23 protein-coding genes are annotated in these 26,913 nt (G+C 60.6%); 15 read left to right on the top strand and 8 right to left on the bottom strand.

The window, feature by feature from the left end; translation table 11 throughout:
* Nucleotides 1-10: 10 nt before the first annotated feature.
* Nucleotides 11-2,629, bottom strand: a complete 2,619-nt coding sequence (gene valS / locus AARI_RS10045; RefSeq protein WP_013349190.1) for a valine--tRNA ligase — start codon at nucleotides 2,627-2,629, stop codon at nucleotides 11-13.
* Nucleotides 2,630-2,833: 204 nt separating this feature from the next.
* Between valS and AARI_RS10040 the strand changes: the two genes are divergently transcribed.
* The 11 genes from AARI_RS10040 to AARI_RS09990 all read left to right on the top strand — a co-directional run bounded on the left by AARI_RS10040 (nucleotide 2,834) and on the right by AARI_RS09990 (nucleotide 13,988).
* Nucleotides 2,834-3,598: an SDR family oxidoreductase gene (locus AARI_RS10040; protein WP_013349189.1), complete on the top strand. Its 765-nt coding sequence runs from the start codon at nucleotides 2,834-2,836 to the stop codon at nucleotides 3,596-3,598.
* A gap of 30 nt (nucleotides 3,599-3,628) precedes the next feature.
* A complete protein-coding gene (locus tag AARI_RS10035; RefSeq protein WP_013349188.1) occupies nucleotides 3,629-4,369 on the top strand; it encodes a sirohydrochlorin chelatase in 741 nt (246 codons plus the stop codon).
* A gap of 67 nt (nucleotides 4,370-4,436) precedes the next feature.
* Nucleotides 4,437-6,137 (top strand): nitrite/sulfite reductase, encoded by a 1,701-nt coding sequence (locus AARI_RS10030; RefSeq protein WP_013349187.1) that lies wholly within the window; start codon nucleotides 4,437-4,439, stop codon nucleotides 6,135-6,137.
* Nucleotides 6,134-6,856 (top strand): phosphoadenylyl-sulfate reductase, encoded by a 723-nt coding sequence (locus AARI_RS10025; RefSeq protein WP_013349186.1) that lies wholly within the window; start codon nucleotides 6,134-6,136, stop codon nucleotides 6,854-6,856. Before AARI_RS10030 ends, AARI_RS10025 begins: the two co-directional genes overlap by 4 nt.
* A gap of 11 nt (nucleotides 6,857-6,867) precedes the next feature.
* On the top strand, nucleotides 6,868-7,791 hold the full coding sequence (cysD, locus tag AARI_RS10020; RefSeq protein WP_013349185.1) for a sulfate adenylyltransferase subunit CysD: 924 nt from the start codon (nucleotides 6,868-6,870) through the stop codon (nucleotides 7,789-7,791).
* A gap of 1 nt (nucleotide 7,792) precedes the next feature.
* On the top strand, nucleotides 7,793-9,088 hold the full coding sequence (locus AARI_RS10015; protein WP_013349184.1) for a sulfate adenylyltransferase subunit 1: 1,296 nt from the start codon (nucleotides 7,793-7,795) through the stop codon (nucleotides 9,086-9,088).
* The gene (locus AARI_RS10010; RefSeq protein WP_013349183.1) at nucleotides 9,075-10,172 is read left to right on the top strand and encodes an ABC transporter substrate-binding protein; all 1,098 of its coding nucleotides are present in this window, start codon (nucleotides 9,075-9,077) and stop codon (nucleotides 10,170-10,172) included. The genes AARI_RS10015 and AARI_RS10010 overlap by 14 nt, the downstream gene beginning before the upstream one ends.
* Entirely contained in the window at nucleotides 10,172-10,915 is a 744-nt protein-coding gene (locus tag AARI_RS10005; RefSeq protein ID WP_013349182.1) for an ABC transporter ATP-binding protein, read from the top strand. The genes AARI_RS10010 and AARI_RS10005 overlap by 1 nt, the downstream gene beginning before the upstream one ends.
* Nucleotides 10,887-11,744: an ABC transporter permease gene (locus AARI_RS10000; RefSeq protein WP_013349181.1), complete on the top strand. Its 858-nt coding sequence runs from the start codon at nucleotides 10,887-10,889 to the stop codon at nucleotides 11,742-11,744. The genes AARI_RS10005 and AARI_RS10000 overlap by 29 nt, the downstream gene beginning before the upstream one ends.
* Nucleotides 11,737-12,516 (top strand): uroporphyrinogen-III C-methyltransferase, encoded by a 780-nt coding sequence (gene cobA, locus AARI_RS09995; RefSeq protein WP_013349180.1) that lies wholly within the window; start codon nucleotides 11,737-11,739, stop codon nucleotides 12,514-12,516. Before AARI_RS10000 ends, cobA begins: the two co-directional genes overlap by 8 nt.
* A 17-nt stretch (nucleotides 12,517-12,533) precedes the next feature.
* The gene (locus AARI_RS09990; RefSeq protein WP_013349179.1) at nucleotides 12,534-13,988 is read left to right on the top strand and encodes an FAD-dependent oxidoreductase; all 1,455 of its coding nucleotides are present in this window, start codon (nucleotides 12,534-12,536) and stop codon (nucleotides 13,986-13,988) included.
* Between the two features lie 88 nt (nucleotides 13,989-14,076).
* On the opposite strand, the gene AARI_RS09985 is transcribed toward AARI_RS09990, so the two are convergent.
* From AARI_RS09985 to AARI_RS09960, 6 genes are all read right to left on the bottom strand, one after another.
* Nucleotides 14,077-15,315 carry an exonuclease domain-containing protein gene (locus AARI_RS09985; protein WP_013349178.1) on the bottom strand — a complete coding sequence of 413 codons (1,239 nt, stop codon included), beginning with the start codon at nucleotides 15,313-15,315 and terminating at the stop codon, nucleotides 14,077-14,079.
* Between the two features lie 177 nt (nucleotides 15,316-15,492).
* Nucleotides 15,493-15,936, bottom strand: coding sequence for a DUF2871 domain-containing protein (locus AARI_RS09980; RefSeq protein WP_041648808.1), 444 nt, complete (start codon nucleotides 15,934-15,936; stop codon nucleotides 15,493-15,495).
* Nucleotides 15,929-18,031: an MMPL family transporter gene (locus AARI_RS09975; protein ID WP_013349176.1), complete on the bottom strand. Its 2,103-nt coding sequence runs from the start codon at nucleotides 18,029-18,031 to the stop codon at nucleotides 15,929-15,931. Before AARI_RS09975 ends, AARI_RS09980 begins: the two co-directional genes overlap by 8 nt.
* A 112-nt stretch (nucleotides 18,032-18,143) precedes the next feature.
* On the bottom strand, nucleotides 18,144-18,761 hold the full coding sequence (locus AARI_RS09970) for a response regulator (protein WP_013349175.1): 618 nt from the start codon (nucleotides 18,759-18,761) through the stop codon (nucleotides 18,144-18,146).
* Nucleotides 18,758-20,005: a sensor histidine kinase gene (locus tag AARI_RS09965; protein ID WP_013349174.1), complete on the bottom strand. Its 1,248-nt coding sequence runs from the start codon at nucleotides 20,003-20,005 to the stop codon at nucleotides 18,758-18,760. Before AARI_RS09965 ends, AARI_RS09970 begins: the two co-directional genes overlap by 4 nt.
* Nucleotides 20,006-20,055: 50 nt before the next feature.
* Nucleotides 20,056-20,610, bottom strand: a complete 555-nt coding sequence (locus AARI_RS09960; protein ID WP_013349173.1) for a DUF421 domain-containing protein — start codon at nucleotides 20,608-20,610, stop codon at nucleotides 20,056-20,058.
* Nucleotides 20,611-21,059: 449 nt separating this feature from the next.
* Here AARI_RS09960 and ileS point away from each other — a divergent pair, with 449 nt between their 5' ends.
* The 4 genes from ileS to ndk are packed head-to-tail and all read left to right on the top strand — an operon-like array spanning nucleotide 21,060 to nucleotide 26,563.
* A complete protein-coding gene (gene ileS / locus AARI_RS09955; protein ID WP_013349172.1) occupies nucleotides 21,060-24,320 on the top strand; it encodes an isoleucine--tRNA ligase in 3,261 nt (1,086 codons plus the stop codon).
* Nucleotides 24,320-25,672, top strand: coding sequence for a bifunctional folylpolyglutamate synthase/dihydrofolate synthase (locus AARI_RS09950; protein WP_013349171.1), 1,353 nt, complete (start codon nucleotides 24,320-24,322; stop codon nucleotides 25,670-25,672). Before ileS ends, AARI_RS09950 begins: the two co-directional genes overlap by 1 nt.
* Nucleotides 25,672-26,106 carry a DUF4233 domain-containing protein gene (locus tag AARI_RS09945; protein WP_013349170.1) on the top strand — a complete coding sequence of 145 codons (435 nt, stop codon included), beginning with the start codon at nucleotides 25,672-25,674 and terminating at the stop codon, nucleotides 26,104-26,106. The genes AARI_RS09950 and AARI_RS09945 overlap by 1 nt, the downstream gene beginning before the upstream one ends.
* Nucleotides 26,107-26,146: 40 nt before the next feature.
* Nucleotides 26,147-26,563 carry a nucleoside-diphosphate kinase gene (ndk, locus tag AARI_RS09940; protein WP_013349169.1) on the top strand — a complete coding sequence of 139 codons (417 nt, stop codon included), beginning with the start codon at nucleotides 26,147-26,149 and terminating at the stop codon, nucleotides 26,561-26,563.
* A 63-nt stretch (nucleotides 26,564-26,626) separates the two neighbouring features.
* Here the strand turns inward: ndk and AARI_RS09935 are convergent, their stop codons facing one another.
* Nucleotides 26,627-26,833, bottom strand: a complete 207-nt coding sequence (locus AARI_RS09935; RefSeq protein ID WP_013349168.1) for a hypothetical protein — start codon at nucleotides 26,831-26,833, stop codon at nucleotides 26,627-26,629.
* Nucleotides 26,834-26,913 lie beyond the last annotated feature (80 nt).

Below are 26,913 nucleotides of genomic sequence, written 5' to 3'. Positions count from 1 at the left end.
TTAATCGCTATTACGCTTCGTCGGTTGGAGCCAACTCAACGTTTTCCACGGTCAACTCGCCTTCGGCTTCAACCAGGGAGAGCTCACGAGCGTTGGCAGCGGACTTGAGGTCCTCGAAACCAGCCTTAAGCTGGGCTACCTGTGCAGCCGGAGCGTGGATCTCCCCAGAGAGCACCTCGGTACGCTGCTTGACCTTGGCATCAGACTTGGCCTTGCGGATACCCGAAAGCGCTACGCCAACCAGCGGCAGTACTGCTGGATCGGCACCCTCTACAGCGGAAGCCAGGTGTTCGGTGCTTGGCCACTGGGTCAGGTGTACCGATCCGGTGCGCCACCAGCCCCATACCTCTTCGGTTGCGAAAGGCAGGAACGGTGCGAAGAGGCGCAGTACCGAATCCAAGGTCGTTGCCAAGGTTGCCAGTACCGAAGCCTGTTCGGCTTCGCCATGGCCACCGTAGGCGCGGTCCTTGACCAGCTCTACGTAGTCATCGGTGAACGACCAGAAGAACGACTCGGTGATATCCAGCGCACGGGCGTAGTCGTAGTTATCGAAGGCGCGTTTGGCATCTTCGATCACCGTCGACAGGCGAGCGAGCAATGAACGATCAAGGCCGTTGGTGACTACCGAAGCATCATCGGTCAGGATGTTGGCATCGGTAGCACCCAAGTTCAGTACGAACTTCGAAGCGTTCAGGATCTTGATGGCCAAACGACGGCCGATCTTCATCTGATTGATTTCGTACGCGGTATCGGCACCCAGCTTGGCGCTGGCAGCCCAGTAGCGCACGGCATCTGCACCGAACTTATCCAGAACTTCATTAGGAACAACGACGTTGCCCTTGGACTTGGACATCTTCTTACGGTCCGGATCCAGGATCCAGCCTGAGATGGCCGCGTGCTTCCATGGAGCGTTATCGTGCAGGGAATCTGCACGAACAGCGGTCGAGAACAGCCAAGTACGGATGATGTCGTGGCCCTGTGGGCGCAGGTCAAATGGGTAGACCTTCGAGAAGAACTCGTCGTCGCGGCCCCAGCGGCCTGCGATCTGCGGGGTCAGCGAGCTGGTTGCCCAGGTATCGAGAACATCAGCATCACCGATGAAGCCATTAGCGGCTCCACGCTGGTCTTCGGTGTAACCGGTTGGCGCATCGGCTGCCGGGTCAACCGGAAGCTGCTCGATGGTCGGCAGGATCGGTGCATCGTAGTTTGGCTCGCCATGCTCATTGACCTGGTACCACACTGGTACAGGTACGCCGAAGAAGCGCTGGCGCGAAACGAGCCAGTCGCCATTCAGGCCCGAAACCCAGTTTTCGTAGCGCGAACGCATGAACGATGGGTGGAAATCAATTTCCTTGCCGCGAGCGATCATCTGGTTGCGACGCTCTTCGTCCCGGCCGCCATTGCGGATGTACCACTGGCGGGAGGTGACAATTTCCAGAGGCTTTTCGCCCTTTTCGAAGAAGTTCACCGGACGGGAAATCTTCTTCGGCTCGCCATCTAGCAGGCCAGCTTCGGAGAGCATCTCAACGACGGTTTCCTTGGCGGAGAACACGGTCTTTGCCGAGATCTGCGCGTAAGCTTCCTTGCCAGCTTCGGTGGTAATCCACTCAGGGGTGTCAGCAAGGATACGGCCGTCGCGTCCGATGATCGGACGGGTAGGCAACTGCAGCTCACGCCACCAGGTAACGTCGGTCAGGTCGCCGAAGGTACACACCATGGCGATACCCGAGCCCTTGTCGGCCTGGGCCAATGGGTGCGGGTGCACAGTTACTGGAACGCCGAAGATTGGCGAGGTGACGGTCTTGCCGAACAGGTGCTGGTAACGCTCGTCATCCGGGTGAGCCACCAAGGCAGCACATGCAGCGAGCAGTTCCGGACGGGTGGTCTCAATGAAGACCTGTTCGCCGTCTTCTGCATTGAATGCGTAGCGGTAGTAGGCGCCAGGCATTTCTCGGTCTTCGAGTTCAGCCTGGGCAACTGCGGTACGGAAAGTTACATCCCACAGTGTCGGGGCTTCGGCCATGTAGGCGTCGCCCTTTTCCAGGTTGTCCAAGAAAGCACGCTGGGAAGCGGCGCGTGAGTTGTCATCGATGGTGCGGTAGGTCATGCGCCAGTCAACAGACAGGCCCAAGGTGGTGAACAGCTGTTCGAAGACCTTTTCGTCTTCAACCGCCAGCTCTTCACAGACCTCGATGAAGTTCTTGCGGCTGATGACATCCCAGTCGCGCTGGTTCTTCGCTGGCTTCTCCGGTGGACGGTAGCCCTCGATGTAAGGCTTGGTCGGGTCGCAGCGGACGCCGAAGTAATTCTGCACGCGGCGCTCAGTTGGCAGTCCGTTGTCATCCCAACCCAATGGGTAGAAAACGTTCTTGCCGATCATGCGCTGGTAGCGGGCCAACACGTCAGTCTGCGTGTAGGAGAACATGTGTCCTACGTGCAGGGAACCGGACGCCGTAGGCGGGGGAGTGTCGATGGAGTACACGGCTTCGCGAGTCGTGTCCTCATTGAAATGATAAGTGCCCTCGGTGCGCCACCGGGACGAAAGACGTTCTTCCAAGCCTTCCAAAGCGGGCTTGTCAGGAACGGAAACCGTTGCGGGCGTGTCTGTGCCCAAGTTTTCTTCTGCCATAGCTCCATTCTTCCATGTTTTGCCGGGCGCCAAGACATTGTTGCCCATGGCTTGCACCACGCCAGATCGCATCCAAAGCGCCCCGGGGAGCCGATTCGGCTTCCGAGCATCGGCGGTGGTACCGGTCCAGGGTGCATGCAAACTGAAACGTAAGAGAAATTCACGGCTTACCAACTGGAAATCATCTGGTCATAGAGTTGATGCATGACAACTACAGATAATTCTTCCTCCCGTTCAGCCGTAGTCACCGGAGCTTCTAGCGGAATCGGGCAGGCTACTGTCCGTGCCTTGCGTGCCCAAGGCTGGACCGTTTTCGCTGTGGCGCGCCGCGCAGAACGCTTGGAGTCCCTGGCCGCCGAAAGCGGCGCGATTGCGGTACCGGCTGACGTAAGCGTGCAGGCAGATGTCGACGCACTGGTAGCTGCCGTGAGTGAACGTGGTGGCGCAGATACGCTGATCAACTGTGCTGGTGGCGCCCGCGGAACCGAAACCTGGGGCGACGCAATCGATGAAAACTGGGAATTCATGTGGCAGTCCAACGTCATGGGAACTATGCGTTTGACCCGTGCCTTGCTGCCCCAGCTGCGTGCAGCACGCGGCACCGTCTTGAACGTCACCTCCACCGCAGCACTTGCCAGCTACGAAGGCGGTAGCGGGTACAACGCAGCTAAGGCTGCCGAACGTGCAATGACACAGGCGCTGCGACTCGAAGAAGTCGAAAATGGGTTGCGCGTTATCGAGATCTTGCCCGGACTGGTTCAGACAGAAGAGTTCTCGCTACGGCGGCTAGGCAGCCAGAGCGCTGCAGACGATGTCTATGCCGGAGTGGACAATCCACTGACCGGTGAAGACGTTGCAGAGGTGATTCGCTACGCGGTCAGTGCTCCGGCCCATGTGAATTTGGATGAGATCGTGATCCGTCCGCAGGTGCAGGCGGCAAACCACAAGCTTATTCGCAACGCCAAATAGTCGCCCAACATCATCGCTGAGGACCGATTCATGAACCAAGTAAAACAGCAAAAAATCAATGTCGTAGCAACATCCCACGGCACGGATAACGCCAACGGGCAACAACTGATCCATGATCTGCGCGCAGAACTCGAAGCACAGAGCGCAAAACTATACCCGGGCCTGCTGCAGTGGCATGAAGCCTACGTGGACGTTCAGCAACCTCGGCTTGAATCGGTCATCTCCGGGCTGCCGCACGACGAACCAGCAGTGGTCCTGCCACTGTTGGTTTCCGACGGCGTGCACACGACGCACGATATTGCCCAGGCAGTCTCCTCGCGCCCTAATACCTTCGCCGCCCAGCCGCTGGGCCCGCTTCCGGAACTGGCAGCGGTCTTGGCCCAGCGCGCCGCTGAGCATCTTGAAAACGACCCGCAGGTCATCTTGGCGGCCGCGGGAACCAGGCTGGAAGTCGGGCAGGACCAGGTCAAGCACCTGGCAGCTCAACTTACCGACCTTCTCGGGCGAGAAGTGCTGGTGGGGTATTGCGCGGGAGCTGAACCGCGCATTGCCCAGGTCGTAGCTAGCGCTAGTGACCGTCCAGTGCTGGTGCTCAGCTCTTTGCTCTCCGACGGGTATTTCCAACACAAGCTGGCTAGCACGGCAGCCGACGTGGTGACAAGCCCGTTGCTTCCTGACGTAATGATCGCTCAATGTTTCCTTGTGCGTCTGCAAAAGGTTCTTCAGCAGCGGGTTTTCATGTCTCCAGATGACGAACTTCTAACCCGTTAGTCAACCTGTAGCCATGTGACATCAGCAGGTTGCCGACCCCCTGGGGTCAGTTTCTAGGCTGATGGACATGACGCAGACAACCACACCAGCTCGCCCCAAAAGAGCGGCCAAGCCAAACGGCCAATGGAAAGTCGATGGCAAAGCTCCGCTGAACCCCAGCGAAGAGATGAAGGCCGCCGACAATGGCTTGAACGTACGCCAGCGGATTGAAGAGATCTATTCCGTGCAGGGCTTCGACTCGATTGACCCGGAAGACCTGCACGGACGTTTTCGCTGGTGGGGTTTGTACACCCAGCGCGCCCAGGGAATCCCCGGCGGCAAAACCGCCACGCTGAGCCCTGAAGAACTCGAAGACCGCTACTTCATGATGCGTGTACGCATCGATGGCGGGGCGCTGAGCACCGAGCAGCTGCGCGTGATCGGACAGATCTCCAAGGATTTCGCCCGCGATACTGCGGACCTCACCGACCGGCAGAACGTCCAGCTGCACTGGGTCGATATCATCGACGTTCCCGAAATCTGGCGCCGGCTTGAAAGCGTTGGACTGCACACCACCGAGGCCTGCGGCGATGTGCCGCGCGTCATCCTCGGTTCCCCGGTAGCTGGCATCGCCAAGGACGAGATCATCGATCCCACCCCGGTCATTGCCGAAATTTCCCGCCGCTATATCGGCAACCCGGAATTCTCCAACCTTCCGCGCAAGTACAAGACCGCCATCACCGGCCACCCAAGCCAAGACGTGGTGCACGAGATCAACGACTTCGCACTGATCGCAGCACAGCACCCGGAACTTGGCCCGGGCTATGACCTGTGGGTTGGCGGGGGACCTTCAGCCAACCCGCGCCTGGGAGAGCGCCTTGGCGCCTTCGTGACTGAAGAGCAGGCGCCGGACGTGTGGGAAGCAGTCACCTCGATCTTCCGCGACTACGGATACCGCCGGTTGCGCAATCGTGCTCGCTTGAAATTCCTGCTGGCTGACTGGGGAACCGAGAAGTTCCGCCAGGTCCTGCAAGATGAATACCTAGGCTACGCCCTGCCTGACTGCGATCTGCCGCCGCAGCCCACCGAGGCCGGGGACCACAGCGGAGTCCATGAGCAAAAAGACGGCCGATTCTACATCGGACTGACTGTCCCTGCCGGTCGCGTCTCGGGATCCAAGCTCCTGGCTCTGGCAGATCTGGTGGAAGCCAAGGGCTCCACGCGCTTGCGGACTACCCCGCATCAGAAGATCCTTGCCTTGGATATTGCCCATGACCAGATCAAGGACTTCGTGGGCGAAGCGCGTTCCCTCGGCCTGGAAGCCTACCCGGGCCTGCTGAAGCGTTCGGCGATTGCCTGCACCGGAATCGAGTTCTGCAAACTGGCCATCGTGGACACCAAGGACACGATGATCGATGCGGTTGCAAAGATCGAGGAACGCCTGGCGGACCACGACGGCAAGCTGCCTCGTGCCTTGTCCCTGCATGTCAATGGCTGCCCGAACTCCTGTGCCCGCATCCAGACTGCAGATCTTGGATTCAAGGGACAGCTGATCACCAATGAAGCCGGCGAACAGGTTTCCGGATTCCAGGTGCATCTGGGCGGCACCTTGGCCGGACGCGAGAACGGCGAAGCGGCCATGGGCCGCACCGTGCGCGGCTTGAAAGTGGCTGCCGATGACTTGCCTGACTACGTCGAGCGGGTTGTGAAGAACTACTCGGCCTCAGCTTCCGAAGGCGAATCCTTCGCAGCGTGGGCCCACCGAGCTGAAGAGGATGAACTGAAATGAGCCAGCAGAGCCCTGTACGTACCCGCAGCGAAGCTGAATTGCGCGAAATCGCCGAGCTCGGTGCCGCCGAATTGGGTTGGGATGCGACCGCGCAGCAAGTGGTTGCCTTCGCCGCCAAGCACCTTGGCGCCAACGAGGTAGCTGTAGCTTGTTCCATGGCCGATGCGGTACTGCCGCATCTGGTCAGCATGCAACTGCCCAAGGTCGACGTGCTGTTCTTGGAAACCGGATACCACTTTGCCGAGACCCATGGGACTCGCCAAGAGGTCGCACAGACCTTGGACGTGAATATCGTCGATGTGCTCCCGGAACTGACAGTGGCCGAACAAGATGAGAAATACGGCAAGGACCTGTTCGCCCGGGATCCGGCGGCCTGCTGCCAGATGCGCAAGATGGATCCGCTGGCCGGCTCGCTGGCCGGATACAGCGCCTGGTTTACCGGAGTGCGCCGCGACGAGGCACCGACCCGCAGCAACACCCCGCTGGTCACCTTCGATGAGAAGCACGGACTGGTCAAATTCAATCCGGTGGCCGACTGGAACTTCGATCAGCTCATCGACTACGCCACCGAGCATCAAGTGCCGGTGAACCTGCTGCTCTCCAACGGCTACCCATCCATTGGCTGCCAGCCATGCACCCGCCCGGTCTCCGAGGGTGAAGACCCGCGTGCCGGACGCTGGGCTGGACTGAACAAAACCGAATGCGGAATCCACGTCTAAAGGAGCGAATCATGACCATTACCGCTAACGCCGCCACCGGCACCCAGCGCAGCGTCCTGGACGCCCTGGAAGCCGAATCAATTCACATCATCCGCGAAGTCCTCGCAGAGTTCGAAAAGCCGGGATTGCTCTTTTCCGGCGGCAAGGACTCCGTGGTCGTACTGCATTTGCTGGCCAAGGCAGTCTTCCCAGGACGCGTGCCCATCCCGGTAGTGCACATCGACACCGGCCACAACTTCGCCGAAGTACTGAACTTCCGCGATTCGGTCGTCCAGAAGTACGGGCTGAACCTCGTGGTCGGTTCCGTGCAGGAGTACATCGACCGTGGCGAGCTCACCGAGCTGCCCGATGGCACCCGCAACCGGCTGCAGACCCGAGTGCTGCTGGACACCATCGAATCCAACGGCTTCGATGTGGTCTTCGGCGGGGCTCGCCGCGACGAGGACAAGGCCCGTGCCAAGGAACGCATCCTGTCCCTGCGCGATGAGTTCGGCGTGTGGGATCCGCGCAACCAGCGCCCGGAAATCTGGAGCCTGTACAACGGACGGCATGAACCGGACTGGCATGTGCGCGCCTTCCCGATCTCCAACTGGACCGAACGCGATATCTGGGCCTACATCCAGCGCGAGAACATCGAACTGCCGCCGATCTACTTCGCGCACTGCCGCCAGGTCTTCGAACGCGACGGCATGTGGCGGGCCCTGACTCCGGTCAGCCAGCCCAACGCCGATGAGCCGGTCGTCGTAAAGCAGGTGCGCTACCGCACTGTGGGCGATGCCAGCTGCACCGGAGCGGTGCTCTCCGCCGCGGACACCGTGGAAAAGGTGCTCGATGAATTGGCCATCGCCACCATCACCGAACGCGGGGCCACCCGAGCCGATGACCGTATTTCCGCCGCGGGAATGGAAGACCGCAAAACCGAAGGGTACTTCTAAAATGACCACCACACTTTTGCGCATCGCCACCGCCGGCTCGGTCGACGACGGCAAGTCCACGCTCGTTGGCCGCCTGCTGCACGACGCCAAGGCAATCCTTGCCGACTCCCTGGATGACATTGCCCGCACCAGCGCCGAACGCGGCTTTGGCGGCAGTGACGGATCCCTGGACCTGGCCCTGGTTACCGATGGCCTGCGTGCAGAACGCGAACAGGGCATCACCATCGACGTGGCCTACCGCTACTTCTCCACGGACAAGCGCTCGTTCATCCTGGCCGATTGCCCAGGACACGTGCAGTACACCCGCAATACCGTCACCGGAGCATCCACCGCTGACGCAGCGATCGTGCTGGTTGATGCACGCAACGGCGTATTGGAGCAAACCCGCCGGCACCTGGGCGTACTTGCCCTGCTCCGGGTACCGCAGCTGGTCATCGCCGTGAATAAGATGGACCTGATCGATTGGGACGAAGCGGCCTTCAGCCAGATTGAGTCCGAAGTGCTCGTGCTCGCCGAAGAACTCGGCTTGCAGTCAACGACTGTCATCCCGGTCTCCGCGCTTCAGGGAGATAACATCGTCGAGCCATCGGCTACCGCCAACTGGTACGCCGGCCCGACCCTGCTGGGACTGCTTGAAGACCTTGCTCCTGTACAGCCGCAGGGCACCGCCCGATTGGATGTCCAGTATGTGCTGCGTCCGCAAGGTGCTCTGGCTCCGGGTCTGGACCCAGAAGAGTACCGCGACTACCGCGGCTACGCAGGAACCTTGGTGGATGGAACCTTGGACGTGGGGGATACCGTGCAGGTGCTTTCCAACGGGCACCCGGTGAGCACCCGGATCAAGGCCATCAGCACTCCAGCAGGCGCGGCACCCCAGGCGCAGGCCGGGGAAGCGATTGTGGTTGAACTGGAAAATGACCTGGATATCGCCCGCGGAGACACCTTGGTAGCAGGAGAGCTTCCGGGCATTCAGCGGGAATTCCAAGCGAATATCTGCGTTCTGGATCCGGTGCAGTTGAGCAAGGGCCAGCGCGTGCTGATCAAGCACGGCACCAAGGTTGCCGCTGCCAAGCTCGCTGATATCAACTACGTCATTGACGTGGCGGACTACTCCCACCAGCAGGCGCAGAACCTGGGGCTCAATGACCTGGGACGAATTACCGTGCGCAGCTCGGCTGCTGTAGCGATCGATGAATACAGCGTGTCGCGTACCGGTGGCAGCTTCTTGCTCATCGACCCCGCATCCGGCCGTACTCTGGCGGCCGGGATCATCGAGGCAGAACATGCAGCGGCCTGATCCTGCCGATCGAATCGATCACGGGGCGCGAATCCGCCTAGGAGCAGCAGGAACCAAAAGCGGGTTTCGGGGCAGGCTGCTGGGATTGGCCGGGGTGGGGGCGCTGACCGCGCTAGCCGTACTCACCACCCTGGTGCCAGGTCCGAGCCAGGTCCAGGCCCATGCAGCGGACCGCGGTCCGGCAACTGAGCTCAAGCTGGGCTATTTCGCCAACCTGACCCACGCGCCGGCACTGATTTCCGATAGCAAAGGCTTGCTTGAAGGCAAATTGGAGCAGGACGGAACCGGCTTGGAACCCCAGCTTTTCAATGCCGGTCCGGCAGCCATCGAAGCCCTGAATTCCGGGGCGATCGATGCGGCCTATCTGGGTCCCAGCCCTGCACTGAACAGCTATATCTCCAGTAAAGGCAATTCGCTGCGGATCGTTGCCGGTGCCGCGTCAGGTGGCGCCAGCCTGGTTGTGAAGAAGGATATTGCCGAGCCGAGCGACTTGGCTGGTACCGAACTGGCCACCCCGCAATTCGGTGGAACCCAGGACGTGGCCTTGCGCCATTATCTGGCCGAGAACGAGTTGCTTGATGATGCGACGGTGACTCCCAGCTCCAATGGCACGCTCACCCAGCTCTTCGGGCGCGGCGCGATTGACGGAGCAGGGGTGCCTGAGCCGTACGCCTCTCTGCTTGTCGAGAATTACGAGGGACATCGATTAGTCGATGAGTCTTCCCTGTGGCCTGAGGGCAAGTTCCCGACCACCGTGCTGGTAGTTGCCAAGGACTTCCTGATCGAGCACCCCGAAACGGTGGAAAAGCTTGTTGAGGCGAACTCGGAAGCAATCGATTGGCTGAACTCAGCTGAACAGGAAGAGAAGATCGTGGCGGTCCAAGAGGCCTTGAACGCAGCCAACGGCAGCAGCTTTGCCCAGCCTGTGATTTCTGCAGCCTTGGAGGAAGTGACCTTCGCTGAAGATCCGCTGGCCGATACCTATCAGACGCTGATTAACCACGCGGCCCAGGTCGGCATCGGTGAGCCTGGCTCGGCCGATGGATTGGTTGACTCTCGTTTTATTGCATCGCAGGAGCACTGATGGGCGTTCTAATCAATGAAGTCTCACTGACTTACCCCGGCACCGGATTGGTGATCGACCAGCTGAGCGCAGAGATCGAAGATGGCGAATTCATTGCGGTCCTCGGTGCCTCCGGATGCGGCAAGTCTTCCTTGCTGAATATGATTGCAGGTTTGCTGGCACCTAGCTCAGGTTGGTTGGAGGTCCCTCAAGACGGGGCGGCCTTCATGTTCCAGGATTCCAATCTGCTTCCATGGCTTACCGCCGGGAAGAACGTGGAACTGGCGCTGAAACTTGCGGACTATCCGGTAGCACAGCGCGCCGGGCGCGTGACCGAGCTGCTTCAACTAGTGCAGCTTGGGCATGCCATGGAAAAGAAACCCCATGAGCTTTCCGGCGGCATGCGCCAGCGAGTTGCCCTGGCCAGGGCCTTGGCCCAGGACCGCCAGGTCTTGTTGATGGATGAGCCGTTCGCCGCCCTAGATGCCATTACAAGGGACATGCTCCATGAGCAGCTGCGGGCCCTGTGGGCGCAGACGGGCAAGACGATCATCTTCGTCACCCACAACGTCCGCGAAGCCATTCGTCTGGCCGGACGGATCCTGGTGCTCTCCTCGCATCCGGGAAGAATCCTGGAAACGCGTTGCATCACCGATGACCTGCGGAACGATCCGGCGCAATCAGCTGCGCTGGCCAACGAACTGACAACGATTTTGCGAAAGGAGCAACGAAAGCATGAGCTCACTGATCGAAACGCCGGATAGAACTGCGGCACCTGGACGGACTCGGCTCCGTCCAAGCCGCAAGGTTGATGCTTTCGTTGCCCCGATCTTGACCGTCCTGGTGCTGCTGAGCCTATGGCAAATCGCCTCCTGGGCGAGCCCCTTGCGTGAAGATCTGTTCCCTGGACCGGTCGCCGTGGCAGGCAAGCTGCCAGAACTGCTGGCTGACGGTTCGCTGGTCTCTGCCGTGGGCACCTCGCTGTTCCGTGCGCTGAGCGGATTCGTGATCGCCGTGCTGATCGCAACTCCTATCGCGCTGTTATTGGCGCACCAGCCGCTCTTGCGCCAAGGCGTGGGACCGCTGGTTTCGGCCATGCAGGTTTTGCCGTCCATCGCGTGGGTGCCAGCGGCAATTATTCTTTTCGGCTTGTCCGACGCGACCATCTACACGGTGCTGCTGCTGGGTGCGATCCCGTCGATTATCAACGGATTACTCTCTGGCATCGACATGATCCCCACGCAGTACAAGGCGCTATCCAAGGTGCTCGGTGCCTCCAAGCGCGAACACATCCTGCATATCGAGTTGCCTGCCGCTCTGCCTGGCTATGTGGCAGGGCTGCGGCAAGGCTGGGCCTTCGCATGGAGATCCTTGATGGCAGCAGAACTGATTGCGGTCGGCGGATCACTGGCCCTGGGCGTTGGCTCCTTGCTGCAACGCGGCCGAGACCTTGCAGACCTGCCGTTGGTGATGTTGGTCATATTGACCATTTTGCTTGTTGGCGTACTTATCGAACTTTTATTCTTCGCCCCGATCGAACGCAAACTCATGGCCGATCGCGGAATGACCCGAACGGGAGAAAACAATGGCTAAAGGGCATATCACCCTGATTGGCGGTGGACCTGGGGATCCCGAGCTGATTACCGTCGCCGGCTATAAGGCCCTGCTCGCCGCGGAAGTAGTCTTAGCCGACAAGCTCGGACCTACCGCCTTGCTGGCAGAACTTTCCGATGATGTGGTGGTCATCGATGTGGGCAAGTCACCAGGCTGCCACGTCAAAACCCAGGATGAAACCAATGAATTACTAGTCAAGTACGCTTTAGAGGGGAAGCGGGTAGTTCGCCTTAAAGGTGGCGACCCGTTTGTACTTGGCCGCGGCGGCGAGGAAATGCTCTACGCCGCGAAATACGGGATCCCTACGCGAGTGATTCCCGGCATTACCAGTGCTGTCTCCGTGCCCATGGCCGCTGGCATTCCCGTCACCCACCGGGGCATTGCGGCCGGCTTTACCGTGGTCAGCGGCCACAGTGAACTCGCGGACGTGCCGATTCGCGCCAATCACACCCTCGCTGTGCTGATGGGAGTATCGAATTTGCCACAAATTGTTGAGACTTTGCTTACCCGTGGTTTACCGTCAAGTACACCAATTGCGATAGTTGAGCGAGGTTACTCACAGACGCAGCGCACAACTATCGGTACGCTAGAAGGGATAGTAAAGCGCGCCCGCAAGGCCGCAGTGGCGAATCCGGCCGTTATCGTTATTGGTGACGTCGTTCGGCTAGCCCCGGAAGCCTCCGACCAACTGGTAGACCTCCTGCCGCTAGAGAATGCCGATGCCACCGCGCCGGCCTCATTCGTTGACTAAGAAAGAGAAGTTGTTTGATGAGTGAAATTATCGTCCCTGAGCACCTCACTTCCCGGGCGCTGCGTGTTGCCATCGTTGGTGCCGGTCCGGCCGGCATCTACGCCGCTGACCTGCTCAACAAGAGCCAGCCGGTCGCATCGGGTGAACTGAAGCTGCACGTTGACCTCTTCGACGAGCTTCCTACGCCTTTCGGCCTGATCCGCTACGGCGTTTCCCCGGATCACCCGCGTATCAAGGGCATCATCAACGCCCTGCACAAGGTGCTGGACAACGACTGGATCGACTTCTACGGCAACGTCGGCTTGGGCCGCGACATCTCGCTGGAAGACCTGAATACCCGTTACGACGCAGTGATCATCTCCACCGGTGCCCAGAAGGACGCAGACCTGAACATCCCAGGTGTCGACCTTGAAGGTTCCTTCGGCGGCGCCGACTTCGTGTCCTGGTATGACGCACACCCAGATGTTGACAAGAACTGGGACCTGTCGGCCAAGGAAGTTGCTGTCATCGGCAATGGCAACGTTGCCCTGGACGTAGCTCGCATCCTTTCCAAGCACGCTGACCAGCTGCTGGAGACCGAAATCCCTGAGCACATCTACGAGCAGCTCAATGACTCGGCCGTCACCGACGTGCATGTCTTCGGCCGCCGTGGCCCGGCCCAGGTGAAGTTCACCCCGCTGGAACTGCGCGAACTCTCGCACTCCAAGGACGTTGACATCGTCCTGTACCCAGAGGACTTCGAGTTCGACAAGGCTTCGGATGAAGCCATGAAGACCAATAACCAGACCAAGACCATGGTCTCCACCCTGACCAACTGGCTGATCGAGCAGGAAGAGCGCGAAGAAGCTCCAAGCGCCTCGCGCCGCTTGCACCTGCACTTCCTGCAGTCGCCAGTCGAGGTACTGGGCGAAGACGGGAAGGTCACCGGCCTCAAGGTAGAGCGCAACGAGCTCGATGGCAACGGCGGCGCGCGTGGCACCGGCGAATTCATCGAATACCCGCTGCAGGCCATCTACCGCGCCGTGGGCTACTTCGGTTCGGCTGTCAATGACATCGAATACGACGGTGCCAAGGGCGTGCTTCCAAACGTGGAAGGCCGCGTACTTGATGCTTCTGGCACTCACGTTCCTGGCCTGTATGCCACCGGCTGGATCAAGCGTGGTCCAATCGGCCTGATCGGCCACACCAAGGGCGACGCCTTGGAAACCATCACCCACCTGCTGGAAGACCTCACCAAGCTGGCTGAGCCTGATTCTTCCCAGAAGATCGCGGATCTGCTCGAAAGCCGTGGCGTGAACTTCTCCAACTGGGATGGCTGGAAGAACCTGGATGCACACGAGAAGGAACTGGGCGCTGCAGCCGGCACCGTTTCGACTCGTTTCGGCGAGATCACTCGTGACCGCGTCAAGGTCGTAGAGCGCGAAGAGATGATGGAATTCTCTTCGGCAAAAAAATTGGTTGAGAGCCTGTAAGTTTCACCCCGGGCTCTAACAACTATGGGCGGTGTCCCTCGGCAAATTAGCCGAGGGACACCGCCCATTGCTGCACCTGGTGCAGGTATCAGCTGAGCAACGTGTTCCAGAGATATTCTTCGCCAACAACAGGGATGCCGTAGTCGCGTGCTTTCTTGGCCTTGCCGGAGAGCGAATCAGGATCAGCGGCCACCAACAAGGCTACTTTCTTGGTGATCGCGCGATGAGGAGTGAACCCTGCGGACGCTAGCTGAGCTTCAATCTCCGAACGCGGGCGTGTCATATCTCCGGTGAGCACCACCATGGCGCCGGGATCGAGCTGATGATTGCCCTGCGGTTTGCGGATGGGCTCTTTATCCTCGGAAGCCACAGGTGGCACCTTGGCTACTTCGATTAGTTGCGATGGAAGTCCTAGCAATCCGATGACTTTGACCAGATCGGCTATTTCGTCTTCGGTCAGCACGCCATCGGACCAAGCTGTTGCGACAAGCTGTTGGAAGTACAGTTCGTGCAGTCTCAGGGCCTGGTGCTTATCCAAGCCAATGTCAGCGGCGGTCTGGAGCAGCTGGGCTTCTTCATGGGCTGATACATAGCGGTCCATCAATGCTAAATCCAGTACGGCAAAGTAGTTCTCCTCCGTAGCCGTGCCCGAAAATTCCGGGAGCCGGGCTGCAAGCTTTTCAAGGAAATGCCCGGCGGATTCCGTTCTGTACTGGGAGCGCTTGACTGGCGCGACTCGCGAACGAGGCATGGAATCAAACCACCGCCCGGCCGCGGCGAGGCGTAGCCGCCCGTCCCATTCTGGTTCATCGGGATCCAGTTCCATGTAGCGCGAAAGCAATGTCGCTGTGGCCGTCGCATCTCCCACTGCACTGTGGGCCTGTTGCAAGTCGATGCCAAAGGAATCGCAGCAGTCTTGAAGCGAACGGCCTGCGCCTTGAAGGTAGCGGTGGGACATTCGCATGGTGCACATACCTTGCGCCAGGAATGTCTCGGGCACCGGCAGGCCGCACTTGCGGAATTCAGCCTCAAGGAATCTGGAATCGAAGGACAGATTATGCGCCACGAGCACTGTGCCCGAAAGCCTCCAATGCAGTTCTTCTGCCAGGTCCTTGAAGCTGGGTGCATCGAGCACATCGCGGCTCTGGATGCGATGGATTGATTGCTTGCCAAGATCGCGTTGCGGGTTGATTAATGTTTCCCAAGAGTCGACTATCGTGCCCTGCCGATTCATGGTGACTATCGCAATTTCGGCGATGCGGTCGTTCCCTCCGGGGAATAGCCCGGTGGTTTCGGTATCCACGATGGAAAAGAATTCGCCGCTCATGACCGCTCCTGGGAGAAAGATTGTTAGTTCAATCTATAGCAGCTCCGGATCGTTTTATCCTTAGCCAAGTGGCCATTTTTCGGGGCCTTGGCAGTGGACGCCAGAAGCGCGTGCGAACTCGGCCCAGACGATCTTCGTCTGGGCCGAGTTTCAGTTCCGCTGTGGTTTGTCGTTGAGTTAGCCGGCCAGCTCAACCTTTTGGACTGGCTTCTGAGCGCTAACACTGCGGCGCAGCATGATGAACAGCAAGATCATGCCTGCGGTGATAGACATGTGTCCCAGCCCGGCGATACCGGAAATCATCTTTGAGGATTCCACGCCCAGCACGGTCATGATTCCGTGGGTCAGCTGCATGCCTCCGGTCAAGATGACCCCGGCGTTGTAGGTTCCCATGAACCAGGCGAAGAGCTTGCGGTGCTGGCTGAGTCCAAAAGCCTTTTCCAAAAGGAGCACCAGCAGCAAGATGATGAAGCCCAGCACCAACAGGTGGGTGTGGACTACGGAGAGCTGGGTCCATTGGCCTTCAGGGAAGTCGTTCATCTTGGTGAATTCACGGTAGAAGAGACCGGAACCTACACCGAGGACCATGTAGGCGAAGGAGAAATTCACGAGCTTACGCATTGATTTTGTTTTCTTTCTGAACGGTTGGTTCTGCGGTTGCTTTTGCGGGGGAGGAAGTTGTGCCGAAGAGTGGATGCTTGCTTGAACCCAGGACTGCGAACAGCGCCGGTAGCAGCAAGGTGCGAACGACGAAGGTGTCCAGCAGGACGCCGAGTCCGACGATCAGGCCCAGCTGGCCCAATACGGTCAGCGGCAAGGTGGCCAGAGCCGCGAAGACACCGGCCAGCACAAGTCCAGCGCTGGTGATCACCGAACCGGTGCGGCTTGCAGCCAGTACCACCGCTTCACGCAGCGTTAGTGACTGCGCGTCTTGGCGCACGCGCTGGGTCAGGAAGATGGTGTAATCCACGCCCAAGGCGACCAAGAAGACGAAGGCCAGCAGCGGCACTTGGACATCGAGTGCGTCGGCTTCGAAGACTGCCGAGGACACCAGAGAACCCAAACCGACGGCCGTGGCCGCGCTGAGCAGATTGACCAGGCCTAAGGCCAGTGCGGTTCGCCAGGATCGGGTCAGCCAGCCGAGCATCACGAAGCAGATGACCATGATCAGTGGCGCGATCACGAACAGATCGCGCAGGTGCATCTGGTGCGAATCAAGCTGTTCAGCGCTCTGCCCGCCGATCAGCACCTGCCCTGCGCTCTCGGTTGCCGCTGCATCACGCAGGTCGGCTACCAGATCCTGTGCCATCGCCGAGCTGGGCTCGACAGCCGAGATGACAGAGACCTGCTGCCATTGCGTGGTGCCCAGCTGAGTGGATTCGCCAACGCGCTTGACGTTTTCGACCCCGGAGAATTCATCGCGCAGTGCCTGGATGGCGGTTCCCTGTGCCAATATCGTGATCGGCTGGGTTTCGCCAGCTGGGAAGTGCTCGGCCAGAGTCTGCATCGCGCTGGAGGACTCGGTGGCGGTGCGGAACTGCTGGGTCTGGTCCAAGCCGATGCGGGTACCGGTCAACGCTCCAGCCAGAACCATGAGCAATACCGCCAACGCTGCCAGGTTCAGGCCCGGACGGGTCATGACAGCACGAGCAGCACGTCCGAAGAAGTTTTCCTTCTTGCTTTCCTGTCCTGGCCGGGGGATCAACGGCCAGAAGGCCTTTCGCCCGCACATGGCCAAGACCGGTGGAAGGAGGAACAGCACGAAGATTGCGGCGATCAGCAAGCCGGCGGCGCAGACGATGCCCAGACCGCGGGTATCTTCCATGACGGCCAGTCCCAAAGTCAGCAGGGCCAGCACTACGGTGAGGTTCGAGGTCAGGATCGCTTCGAAGCTGGCTGCCCAGGCCTTGGAAAGTGCCTGGCGGTGGTCATCGTTCTTCTGCAGTTCATCGCGGTAGCGGGAGATCAGCAGCAATGCGTAGTTGGTGCCGGCGCCGAAGACCAGCACGCTGAGCACGCCGGAGTCGAAGGTCAAGTTGAAGGCGTTGCCGAGCAAATTCGCCACTAGCGAGGCGCTGCGATCGGCGATGGCCACGACGAGAAGCGGGATCAGCCAGAGTACCGGCGAACGGTAGGTGAGGATCAGCAAAACTGCCACGATGCCCACCGTCACGGCCAGCAAGGTGAAGTCCGCCCCGGCGAACGCATTGGTGATATCAACTGCGAAGGCGGTAGCACCAGTGACCTGCACGGACAGCTCCTGAATGGGATGTTCTTGGATCCAGTTGCGGATCTCATTTAGCTTCTGGCGGTCAGCAGTATCGGAGACCGTGTCCCAGGTCAGTGGAACCATCGCTGCCTGCTGGTCTTCGCTGGCCATGGTGCGGCCCGCTGCAACCTCCGCGTCTTGGCTTAGCGCAACGGCTTGCTTATCGATGGCAGTGTTGTCGGCTTCGCTCAGTGCGTGGCCATCGGTGCGGCTGGCCACCAGCAGGGCCGAGCTCTTCGAGTCGCTGGTGTTGGCTGCCAGGAGTTCGGCGACCTGCGCCGAGTCGGAGCCTTCGACCAAGGAGCTAGCCGAACGGGTTGGTGCTTGGATGCTGCTCAGTGCGCCGAAGAGCACGAGGATCACTGCAAAAACTGCGGCGGCCCAAATACGAGCTGAGCGGCGGCTGGTCAGCGAATCGCCGACCCGGGAGATAACTGGAACTTTCATAGTTCCAGTTAATGAGATTTCGCAGCTTAGGCCATCGTGGAATGGGGTGAATAAAAGTTCAACCGAAAGGTTGAGATGACCGTCGGCGTGTCACCTTAATTCTATTGATCAGCTACAGCAATCCGAGGTCTTGAGCCTTGTTGATCGCGTCGGTTCGCGTGGTTGCCTGAAGCTTGTCGAAAATGTGGACCAGGTGGGTTTTGACCGTTGCCTCCGAGACGAACAGGGCCTTGGCGATCTGCTTATTAGCTGCTCCGGTGGCAAGCTGGACCAGTACATCCTTTTCGCGCTTGGTCAGCTCCACCTTGGGTCGTCGCATGCCTTCGACAACGCGCTGGGTCATCTCCGGAGCCAGAACCACATTGCCGAGAGCGGCTTGGCGGATTGAATCCACGATCGTCTGGGCGCTGACATCCTTGAGCAGGTAGCCGGCGGCCCCAGCCTCGATGCAGGCGAGCACCTCGGAGTCCTTGTCGAAGGTGGTCAGGATCAGCACAAAGGGCGGCTTGGAAAGTTGGCGGATCGCGGCGGTGGTTTGCGCACCGTTCATGCCAGCACCTAGGCGCAAGTCGCAGAGCACCACATCGACGGGGTTGGCCTTGACGAACTGCACCGCTTCCTCGCCGCTGGAAGCTTCGCCAATGACCGAGATGTCCTCATAGTTCTCGAATAGCGCGCGCAGCCCGGTACGCACGATGGGATGGTCATCAACCAACAGGATCCGGATCATGAGTTGTCCTTTGCTAAGCGAAGCGGAAGGTGGGCGCACAGTGCGGTGCCTTCACCGGGTGAACTTTCAACGTCCAAACCACCGCCGAGTTCGCGCAGGCGCTGATTCATTGCGGTCAGGCCGAACCCGCCGGTGTGCGTACTGGTCTGCGTGCGGCCAGTGTTCGGAATGAAGCCGATACCGTCATCGACAATATCCAAACGTACCTCGTCGCCGCTGGAGCCCAGGCTGAGCGCCACCGTAGAAGCCTGGGCGTGGCGCAGCACATTGGACAGGGCGGACTGGGCAGTGCGCAGCAGCGCGATCTGCACATTGGGATGCAACGCGGGTAGCCCCGGCTCGATATCCAAACGGGTCTGCAGCTTCGAATCTGTCTTGAAGTTCTCCAAGATACGACCCAAGGCACCGGCGAGCGCCTGAGAATCAAGTTCTGCAGGGGCCAAGGCGGCGATGATGCGACGCAAGTCAGTCAGCGCCTGCCCGGAAAGCTCATCGATCCGGCTCAGTGCAGCGGTGGCGGCTGCTGGATCCTTGGAAGCTTCCGCCGCTTTGGCATGCAATCCGATGGAGGAGAGCTGCTGGGCGACGGTGTCATGGATTTCCCGGGCCAGTCGGGTGCGTTCGGTGGCGATGCCGGCTTCATGCTGGGAGCGGGCCAACTCTCCTTGCAGGTCCGCCATTTCCTGTTGGGCGCGCACCAGTGAATCCACCAAGGATGTGCGCACCTCAGCATCGCGCTCCATCTGCAGGTAGCCGCGGGAGATGCCCCAAGCGAAGAGTCCGCCGACCAGGGGGCCGGCTGCGGCTGCCAGAGTCACTTCCAGGTTGTGCAGGTACGGCGCCAGGAGAGTGAAGGCATAGACCACTACTGACCAGAGAATCGAGGGCAACAGGGGGAGCTGGTGGCCAAGTAGCAGCCAGAGGCTGAACGCCAGCCACATGAACTCGGGAGAGGACGCCAAGCTGGCCACCCAGATAACTAGCAGTACCGCCAACCACCAGGCAGGCAGGAGCTTCGCCTGGCTGCGTGCCATGCGGATGAATCCGGCCGAATACCAGGCGACGAAAAGGATCGAGAGGCCAAGAGAGAGCCAAGGGTGCTGCCCGCTGGCGAAGACCCGCAGCAGCACGATGAGCACCAAGATGAAGGTGACCAGGTGCTGGCCCCAGCGCAAAAGTGCGGGGGAGCCGAAATAACGGTGCTGTTGCTGCGGGTCAGCCCAAGGCTGCGCGGTGGTACTCATGGGAATCAGCCTACTAAAGCCGGCGCAGGTTCTCCGGGCGCCCTCAGGAGCTAAGCGCGTGGCTCAGCCAGCAGATGATCGGGGATCAGCTCGGAGCCGCGCACATTTTCCAATAGATCGCGTTCGATAGCGACCCCTGCGCGCAGCACGCTGATCTGTCCGGTACCCTCCAAGATCACGCACGCGACCTCGTCGCGGCTGCGCACACCGCTGAGTCGCAGCTTCTCGATGATTTCGTTCTCAGAGACATGAGTACGCCGCAGATTGCGTTGGAGCATGTCGCGTCCGGCCATGAGCAAGTATGCCTTGTTGTTCACGGTGGCCCGCCCCATGGGGAATTTGCGTAGTTGCCCGGTGAGCGCCTGCAAGACTAGCAAGGTCACCAGTGCCAGAGCGCCGGCGGCCAAGGTTGGGGAATAGCCGAGGATCGCGCGTCCCACGACTGCGCCGATGGCTACAACCGCCGCGAAGTCGAAACTGGACAGGTTTGCCATGGTGCGTTGACCCAGAGTGCGAATCAAAACCAGAACCAGTAGATACAAGCCTGCCGCGGAAAGCACGATGCGCAGTGCATCGGCTCCATCCATTCCGTATTCAGCCCACATTGTCGCGCCTTTCTATCGTGTTCATTAGCTTGTTCCTGCCCGTAGCGCGGGTCGCGAAGCCATGGGTCACTGTACTCTGCTGCAGGTCAGACGAAACCGGTTCGAAACTATGCTCGAATGGTGTTTCGGGTGGAGCGGGTGTTCTGCGCTCGCCGAGCTGTGAGCCTGCGCTCACTTGCATTTGGAAGGCTGCCGGGAATTTTCTGCTGGCGCATCACGCGGTAGGATATAAGGACTGCGACTTTGATCCGGCTATCACCGGTGAGTCTTCGGAAGAACCGCGAACCTCATGTTCGCCAAGTAGAACCGAACGGGACCAGCCCGTCACAGCTGAAGATAAGCGATTCCCCATCATCTTGGTGGGGGATAAGCGGGGTGGTACCGCGGCAATTTCGCCGTCCTCGTAGGCAAGGATTTATCGACCCTACGCTTGAAGGACGGCCCATTCGATGAGCTTCTACCCGAAGGTCACTACTGACCCAACCGGTTCGACCCCGGCTTCACCGCGATTCCCAGATCTTGAGAAGCGCGTCCTCGAATACTGGAAGAACGACGACACTTTCCAGGCCTCCATCGACCAGCGTGAGGGCGAAGAATTCGTCTTCTACGATGGCCCTCCTTTCGCTAACGGCCTGCCGCACTACGGCCACCTGCTCACCGGCTACGTCAAGGACCTGGTAGCCCGCTACCAGACCCAGCGCGGCAAGCGCGTGGAGCGCCGCTTCGGCTGGGACACCCACGGCCTGCCTGCCGAGCTGGAAGCCATGAAGCAGCTGGGCATGACCGACAAGAAGCAGATCGAAGCCATGGGCATCGACAAGTTCAACGACGCCTGCCGCACCTCGGTGATGAAGTACGCCGATGAGTGGAAGCAGTACGTGAACCGCCAGGCTCGCTGGGTCGACTTCGAAAACGACTACAAGACCCTGAACGTCGAGTTCATGGAATCGGTCATCTGGGCCTTCAAGCAGCTCTCGGACAAGGACCTGACCTACAAGGGCTTCCGCGTGCTTCCATACTGCTGGAAGGACGAGACCCCGCTGTCCAACCACGAGCTGCGCATGGACGACGACGTCTACAAGAACCGCCAGGACCAGACCGTCACCGTTGGCTTCACCATCCTTGCCGGTGAAACCGAAGCTTCCAAGGAACTTGCCGGCGTGCAGGCTCTGGCCTGGACCACCACCCCATGGACCCTGCCAACCAACGCCGCACTGGCCGTGCACCCATCGATCGACTACGTCGTGGTTCCTGCAGGCGAAGCCGGCGTGAAGGCTTCGGCTGCCGCCGGTCCATTCCTGCTGTCCCGCGACCTGCTCGGCTCCTACGCCAAGGACCTGGGCTACAAGGACGCCAAGGAAGCCGCCGCGGCCATCACCGCCAGCTACACCGGCGAGCAGCTGGCCGGCGTGCGCTACCAGCCGCTGTGGGACACCTACACCGACACCGAGAAGTACGGCACCGAAAACGCTTGGCAGATTCTCACCGCCGACTACGTCACCGTGGCCGACGGTACCGGCATCGTCCACCAGGCTCCGGCCTATGGCGAAGATGACCAGAAGGTCTGCGAAGAGCACGGCATCCCGGTCATCCTCTCGGTCGACGAGGGCGCCAAGTTCCTGCCGGTCTTCGGCAACGGCCCGCTGGCCGAGATTGTCGGCGTGCAGGTCTTCGACGCCAACAAGACCATCACCAACGTGCTCAAGGACGAGGCCAAGCTCATCAAGCAGGCCTCCTACGAGCACTCCTACCCGCATTGCTGGCGCTGCCGCACGCCGCTGATCTACCGCGCGATCTCCTCCTGGTACGTCGAGGTCTCCAAGTTCAAGGACCGCATGGTAGAGCTGAACGAGCAGATCAACTGGATCCCGGGCAACGTCAAGCACGGCCAGTTCGGCAAGTGGCTGGAAAACGCCCGCGACTGGTCCATCTCGCGCAACCGCTACTGGGGTTCGCCGATCCCAGTGTGGGAATGCACCGGCGCCGAATGCGAGCACCGCGAAGTCTTCGGCTCGCTGCAGGAAATGCAGGACTTCTTCGGCCGCCTGCCGGTGAACCACGAAGGCCAGCCTGACCTGCACCGCCCATTCATCGACGAGCTGACCAAGGCCCACGAGGGCTGTGCCGAAGGCGGGACCCTCAAGCGCGTGGAAGACGTGCTCGATGTCTGGTTCGACTCCGGTTCGATGCCGTACGCCCAGGTGCACTACCCATTCAACAACCAGGAATGGTTCGATTCCGGCCATCACCCGGCTGACTTCATCGTGGAGTACATCGGCCAGACCCGTGGCTGGTTCTACACCATGCACGTGCTCTCCACCGCGCTTTTCGACCGCCCGGCCTATACCAACGTAATCTCCCATGGCATCGTGCTGGGCTCGGACGGACAGAAGATGTCCAAGTCCCTGCGCAACTACCCGGATGTCACCGAGGTCCTGGACCGCGACGGTTCCGATGCCATGCGCTGGTTCCTGATGGCTAGCCCGATCCTGCGCGGCGGCAACCTGGTCGTAACCGAACAGGGCATCCGCGACGGCGTGCGCCAGGTACTGCTGCCGCTGTGGAACGTCTGGCACTTCTTCAACCTCTACACCAACTCCGCGAACAACGGAGCCGGCTACGAGGCCAAGCGCTCGATGGACTCCACCGACCCGCTGGACCAGTACATGCTGGCCGCCACCGGCCAGCTGGTGCGCGAAGTCACCGAGGCGCTGGATTCCTATGAGGTCTCCGATGCCACCGAGGCCGTGCGCCACTACATGGACACGCTGACCAACTGGTACGTGCGCCGTAGCCGCCAGCGCTTCTTCGATGAAGACACCCAGGCCTTCGACACCCTGTACACCGCACTGGAAACCCTGGTGAAGGTCACCGCTTCGCTGCTGCCATTGGCCAGCGAAGAGATCTTCCGCGGGCTGACCGGCAAGCGCTCGGTGCACCTGGAAGACTGGCCAGAAGCCAGCGAATTCCCAACCGACACCGCGCTGCTGGAAACCATGGAAACCACCCGCAAGATCTGCTCGGTGGGCTCCTCGCTGCGCAAGGTCAAGAACCTGCGCGTGCGCCTGCCACTGGCTGAGCTGAAGGTCGTGCTCACCGATGCAGCCCGCCTGGAAGGCACCTACGCCTCGATCATCAAGGACGAGCTGAACCTCAAGGCCGTCACCCTGATCGACGCCGAAGGAGTGGACGCGGCCAGCTACGGCATCAGCCAGCAGCTGGTCGTCAACGCCCGCGCCGCCGGCCCACGCCTGGGCAAGAACGTTCAGCAGGCCATCAAGGGGGCCAAGTCCGGGGACTGGTCGGTCACCGACGGGGTGGTCACCGCAGGCGGCCTGGAACTGGCCGAGGGCGAGTACACCCTGGACACCGTGGTGGATGCAGCCGGCGAAATCGCCGCAGCAGTCATCGACGGCGGCTTCCTGGTGCTGGACACCGAGGTTACCGAAGCGCTGGCCGCCGAAGGCACCGCCCGCGACATGATCCGATCCATCCAGTCCGCCCGCAAGGACGCGGACCTGCAGGTCTCGGACCGCATCCGCACCGTGATCACCGCCAACGCGGCAACCATCACCGCACTGGAAGCCAACCGCGAACTGGTCGCCGGGGAAACCCTGACCGCGCAGCTGGAACTGGTTGCCGATGATTCGGTTGCAGGCGAACCGGTCACCGTGGCCAGGCTGGAAACTGACAAAGCGGAGGCCAACTAGTGAGCGACCTGGACCGCGTCTACGCGCAGCTATTGGCCCGCGCGCCGGAAAACAAGATGGAACCGCGCATGGAACCGATGTTCCGTGCCATGGAGGTCCTGGGCGAGCCGAATAAGGCCTGCCCGGTCATCCACATCACCGGCACCAACGGCAAGACCTCGACCGCCCGCATGATCGAGTCGCTGCTTGAAGCGCACGATCTGCGTACCGGCCGCTACTCCTCGCCGCATCTGGTGTCGGTCACCGAGCGCATCGCCATTGACGGTGCACCGGTGGACGAGGAAACCTTCGTGCGCGTCTGGGATGAGATCAGCCCGTTCATCGAGATCGTGGACGCCGAACTGGTGGAACGCGGCGAGAACAAGCTCACCTACTTCGAAGCGATCACTGTCCTGGCTTTCGCGATCTTCGCCGAGGCGCCCGTGGATGTCGTGGTGCTCGAAGTCGGCTTGGGCGGCATCACCGATGCCACCAACGTGGCCGATGGCGACGTTTCGGTGATCACCCCGATTTCGCTGGACCACACCGACCTGCTGGGGGACACCCCAGGGGAGATCGCCCAGGAAAAGGTCGGGATCCTCAAGCCCGGCGGCTACCTGGTCTCCTCGGTGCAGCCGGTGGACGCCGCCGATGTGCTGCTGGCCCGCGCCCGCGAGCTGGAAGTGCCGGCCGTCTTCGACACCCTGGACTTCAAGCTGCTGGATCGCCAGCACGGCGTGGGCGGGCAGCTGCTGTCCATCCAGGGCCAGGCCGCGCGCTACGACGAGATCTTCCTGCCGCTGTTCGGTGCCCACCAGGCGCAGAACGCCACCGTGGCCTTGGCCGCGGTGGAAGCGTTCCTCGGCGGCGGCCAGCGCGAGCTGAACGCCGATCTGGTCCGCGACGGCTTTGCCGCGGTGACCAGCCCGGGCCGGTTGGAACTGGTCCGCGGCGCGCCGAGCATCCTGGTCGATGCCGGGCATAATCCTGACGGCATCCGTGTCACCGCGGAGGCCATCAAGGAATCCTTCGGCTTCACCCGCCTGGTGCTGATGGTTGGCATCCTGGCGGAGAAGGACGCCGAAGCGATGCTCTACACCATGCGTGAAGAGTATGGCGACATGGTTGAAGACATCTGCATTACCCAGTCGTCCTCGCCGCGCGCCATCCCGGCCGGCGAGCTGTCCACCATGGCGATCGAAGCTGGCTGGCCTGAAGAGGACATCCACGTGACCGAGAACCTGGAAGACGCCATCGAGTGGTCGGTAGGCCGTGCCGAGGCCGGCAATGATCTCTCAGGCGGCGTGCTGGTCACCGGTTCGATTACACTGGTGGGCGAGATTTCACTATTGCTCAAGGGAGGCGAATCCTAATGGCAAAACTCACCCGCGCCCAGCGCGAGTGGCGTCCTGGCATGAAGAAGAAGCAGCGCTCCACGAAGATGATGTTCGCATCTACCGTGCTGGTCTGCGAAGCGCTGCTCGCGGTGTTCGTGACCCTGGCGGCCTTCGGGCTCAAGCGCGGCGGGGAACCGGTAGTCGTGCTCAGCCTCGGCGCCGTGCTTGCTCTGCTGTGCATCTTCAACTGCGCTCTGCTGGGCAAGAAGATCGGCTACATCATCGGCTGGGCCCTGCAGGTAGTGTTCTTCCTGTCCGGCTTCCTGCTGGTGGACATGTTCTATCTGGCAGCGGCCTTCGCCCTGTGCTGGTGGTACGCGCTGTACAAGGGCGAGGAAATCGACGTGGAGAACAAGCGCCGCGCCGCCGCCCAAGAAGCCTGGGAACAAGCCAACCCCGAGCAAGCCTAAGAACCTAAGAAGTACATCAACGATACGAAGAGGTAGTCACATGACTGAACGTACCCTGATCCTGGTCAAGCCAGACGGCGTCAAGCGCGGTTTGACCGGACAGATCCTTGCCCGCATTGAAGCCAAAGGCTACGCCATCGCCAAGCTGCAGCAGCTGGAAGCGACTCGCGAACTGCTCGCCGAGCACTACGCAGAGCACGAAGGCAAGCCGTTCTACAAGCCGCTGGTTGAGTTCATGCTCTCCGGCCCAGTGGTAGCGATCGTAGCTGAAGGCCAGGGCGTCATCCCGGGCTTCCGCTCGCTGGCAGGCACCACCGATCCGACCACTGCTGCTCCGGGCACCATCCGTGGCGACTTCGGCCGCGACTGGGGCCTGAAGGTCCAGCAGAACCTGGTCCACGGCTCGGACTCGGTTGAGTCCGCAGAGCGCGAAATCGGCATCTGGTTCGGCAAGTAAGCTGAAATAGAAAAATCCCGGCAGTTTTGAACTGCCGGGATTTTTCATGCCCGGAATCGGTTTCTAGAACCAGTCATCCAAGCTGTCCTGGGCGAGCATAGCGCTCTGCCCAGAGGCCGCATTCTGCGCAGGGCCTGCGATGGACGGCGCGGACGCTTCCAGCGGCTGCTGCTCTGCGGAGCCGATCCTGACCACCTGGTGATGGTCGGTGATTGGCCCGACTATGTGCGAAAAATACTTATCTGCTCCGTCGTTGCTGTATTCCAGCACGTGGATACCTCCCAGTCTTCAGTGCGCGTTAGCGCATTGATTGCGGGCGAAGCCTGGCGCGGGATTTTCCCTGTTGGGGA

Origin of the sequence: Glutamicibacter arilaitensis Re117 (assembly GCF_000197735.1) — a bacterium.
GTDB lineage: Bacteria > Actinomycetota > Actinomycetes > Actinomycetales > Micrococcaceae > Glutamicibacter > Glutamicibacter arilaitensis.
The sequence above is the reverse complement of the archived record's forward strand: the minus strand, read 5'-3'. Positions and strand labels throughout refer to the sequence as shown.

What these genes read in the sequence shown, in the direction of transcription:
- valS (WP_013349190.1), bottom strand. Translation starts at nt 2,629, where the DNA reads ATGGCAGAAGAAAACTTGGGCACAGACACGCCCGCAACGGTTTCCGTT.
- AARI_RS10040 (WP_013349189.1), top strand. Translation starts at nt 2,834, where the DNA reads ATGACAACTACAGATAATTCTTCCTCCCGTTCAGCCGTAGTCACCGGA.
- AARI_RS10035 (WP_013349188.1), top strand. Translation starts at nt 3,629, where the DNA reads ATGAACCAAGTAAAACAGCAAAAAATCAATGTCGTAGCAACATCCCAC.
- AARI_RS10030 (WP_013349187.1), top strand. Translation starts at nt 4,437, where the DNA reads ATGACGCAGACAACCACACCAGCTCGCCCCAAAAGAGCGGCCAAGCCA.
- AARI_RS10025 (WP_013349186.1), top strand. Translation starts at nt 6,134, where the DNA reads ATGAGCCAGCAGAGCCCTGTACGTACCCGCAGCGAAGCTGAATTGCGC.
- cysD (WP_013349185.1), top strand. Translation starts at nt 6,868, where the DNA reads ATGACCATTACCGCTAACGCCGCCACCGGCACCCAGCGCAGCGTCCTG.
- AARI_RS10015 (WP_013349184.1), top strand. Translation starts at nt 7,793, where the DNA reads ATGACCACCACACTTTTGCGCATCGCCACCGCCGGCTCGGTCGACGAC.
- AARI_RS10010 (WP_013349183.1), top strand. Translation starts at nt 9,075, where the DNA reads ATGCAGCGGCCTGATCCTGCCGATCGAATCGATCACGGGGCGCGAATC.
- AARI_RS10005 (WP_013349182.1), top strand. Translation starts at nt 10,172, where the DNA reads ATGGGCGTTCTAATCAATGAAGTCTCACTGACTTACCCCGGCACCGGA.
- AARI_RS10000 (WP_013349181.1), top strand. Translation starts at nt 10,887, where the DNA reads ATGAGCTCACTGATCGAAACGCCGGATAGAACTGCGGCACCTGGACGG.
- cobA (WP_013349180.1), top strand. Translation starts at nt 11,737, where the DNA reads ATGGCTAAAGGGCATATCACCCTGATTGGCGGTGGACCTGGGGATCCC.
- AARI_RS09990 (WP_013349179.1), top strand. Translation starts at nt 12,534, where the DNA reads ATGAGTGAAATTATCGTCCCTGAGCACCTCACTTCCCGGGCGCTGCGT.
- AARI_RS09985 (WP_013349178.1), bottom strand. Translation starts at nt 15,315, where the DNA reads ATGAGCGGCGAATTCTTTTCCATCGTGGATACCGAAACCACCGGGCTA.
- AARI_RS09980 (WP_041648808.1), bottom strand. Translation starts at nt 15,936, where the DNA reads ATGCGTAAGCTCGTGAATTTCTCCTTCGCCTACATGGTCCTCGGTGTA.
- AARI_RS09975 (WP_013349176.1), bottom strand. Translation starts at nt 18,031, where the DNA reads ATGAAAGTTCCAGTTATCTCCCGGGTCGGCGATTCGCTGACCAGCCGC.
- AARI_RS09970 (WP_013349175.1), bottom strand. Translation starts at nt 18,761, where the DNA reads ATGATCCGGATCCTGTTGGTTGATGACCATCCCATCGTGCGTACCGGG.
- AARI_RS09965 (WP_013349174.1), bottom strand. Translation starts at nt 20,005, where the DNA reads ATGAGTACCACCGCGCAGCCTTGGGCTGACCCGCAGCAACAGCACCGT.
- AARI_RS09960 (WP_013349173.1), bottom strand. Translation starts at nt 20,610, where the DNA reads ATGTGGGCTGAATACGGAATGGATGGAGCCGATGCACTGCGCATCGTG.
- ileS (WP_013349172.1), top strand. Translation starts at nt 21,060, where the DNA reads ATGAGCTTCTACCCGAAGGTCACTACTGACCCAACCGGTTCGACCCCG.
- AARI_RS09945 (WP_013349170.1), top strand. Translation starts at nt 25,672, where the DNA reads ATGGCAAAACTCACCCGCGCCCAGCGCGAGTGGCGTCCTGGCATGAAG.
- ndk (WP_013349169.1), top strand. Translation starts at nt 26,147, where the DNA reads ATGACTGAACGTACCCTGATCCTGGTCAAGCCAGACGGCGTCAAGCGC.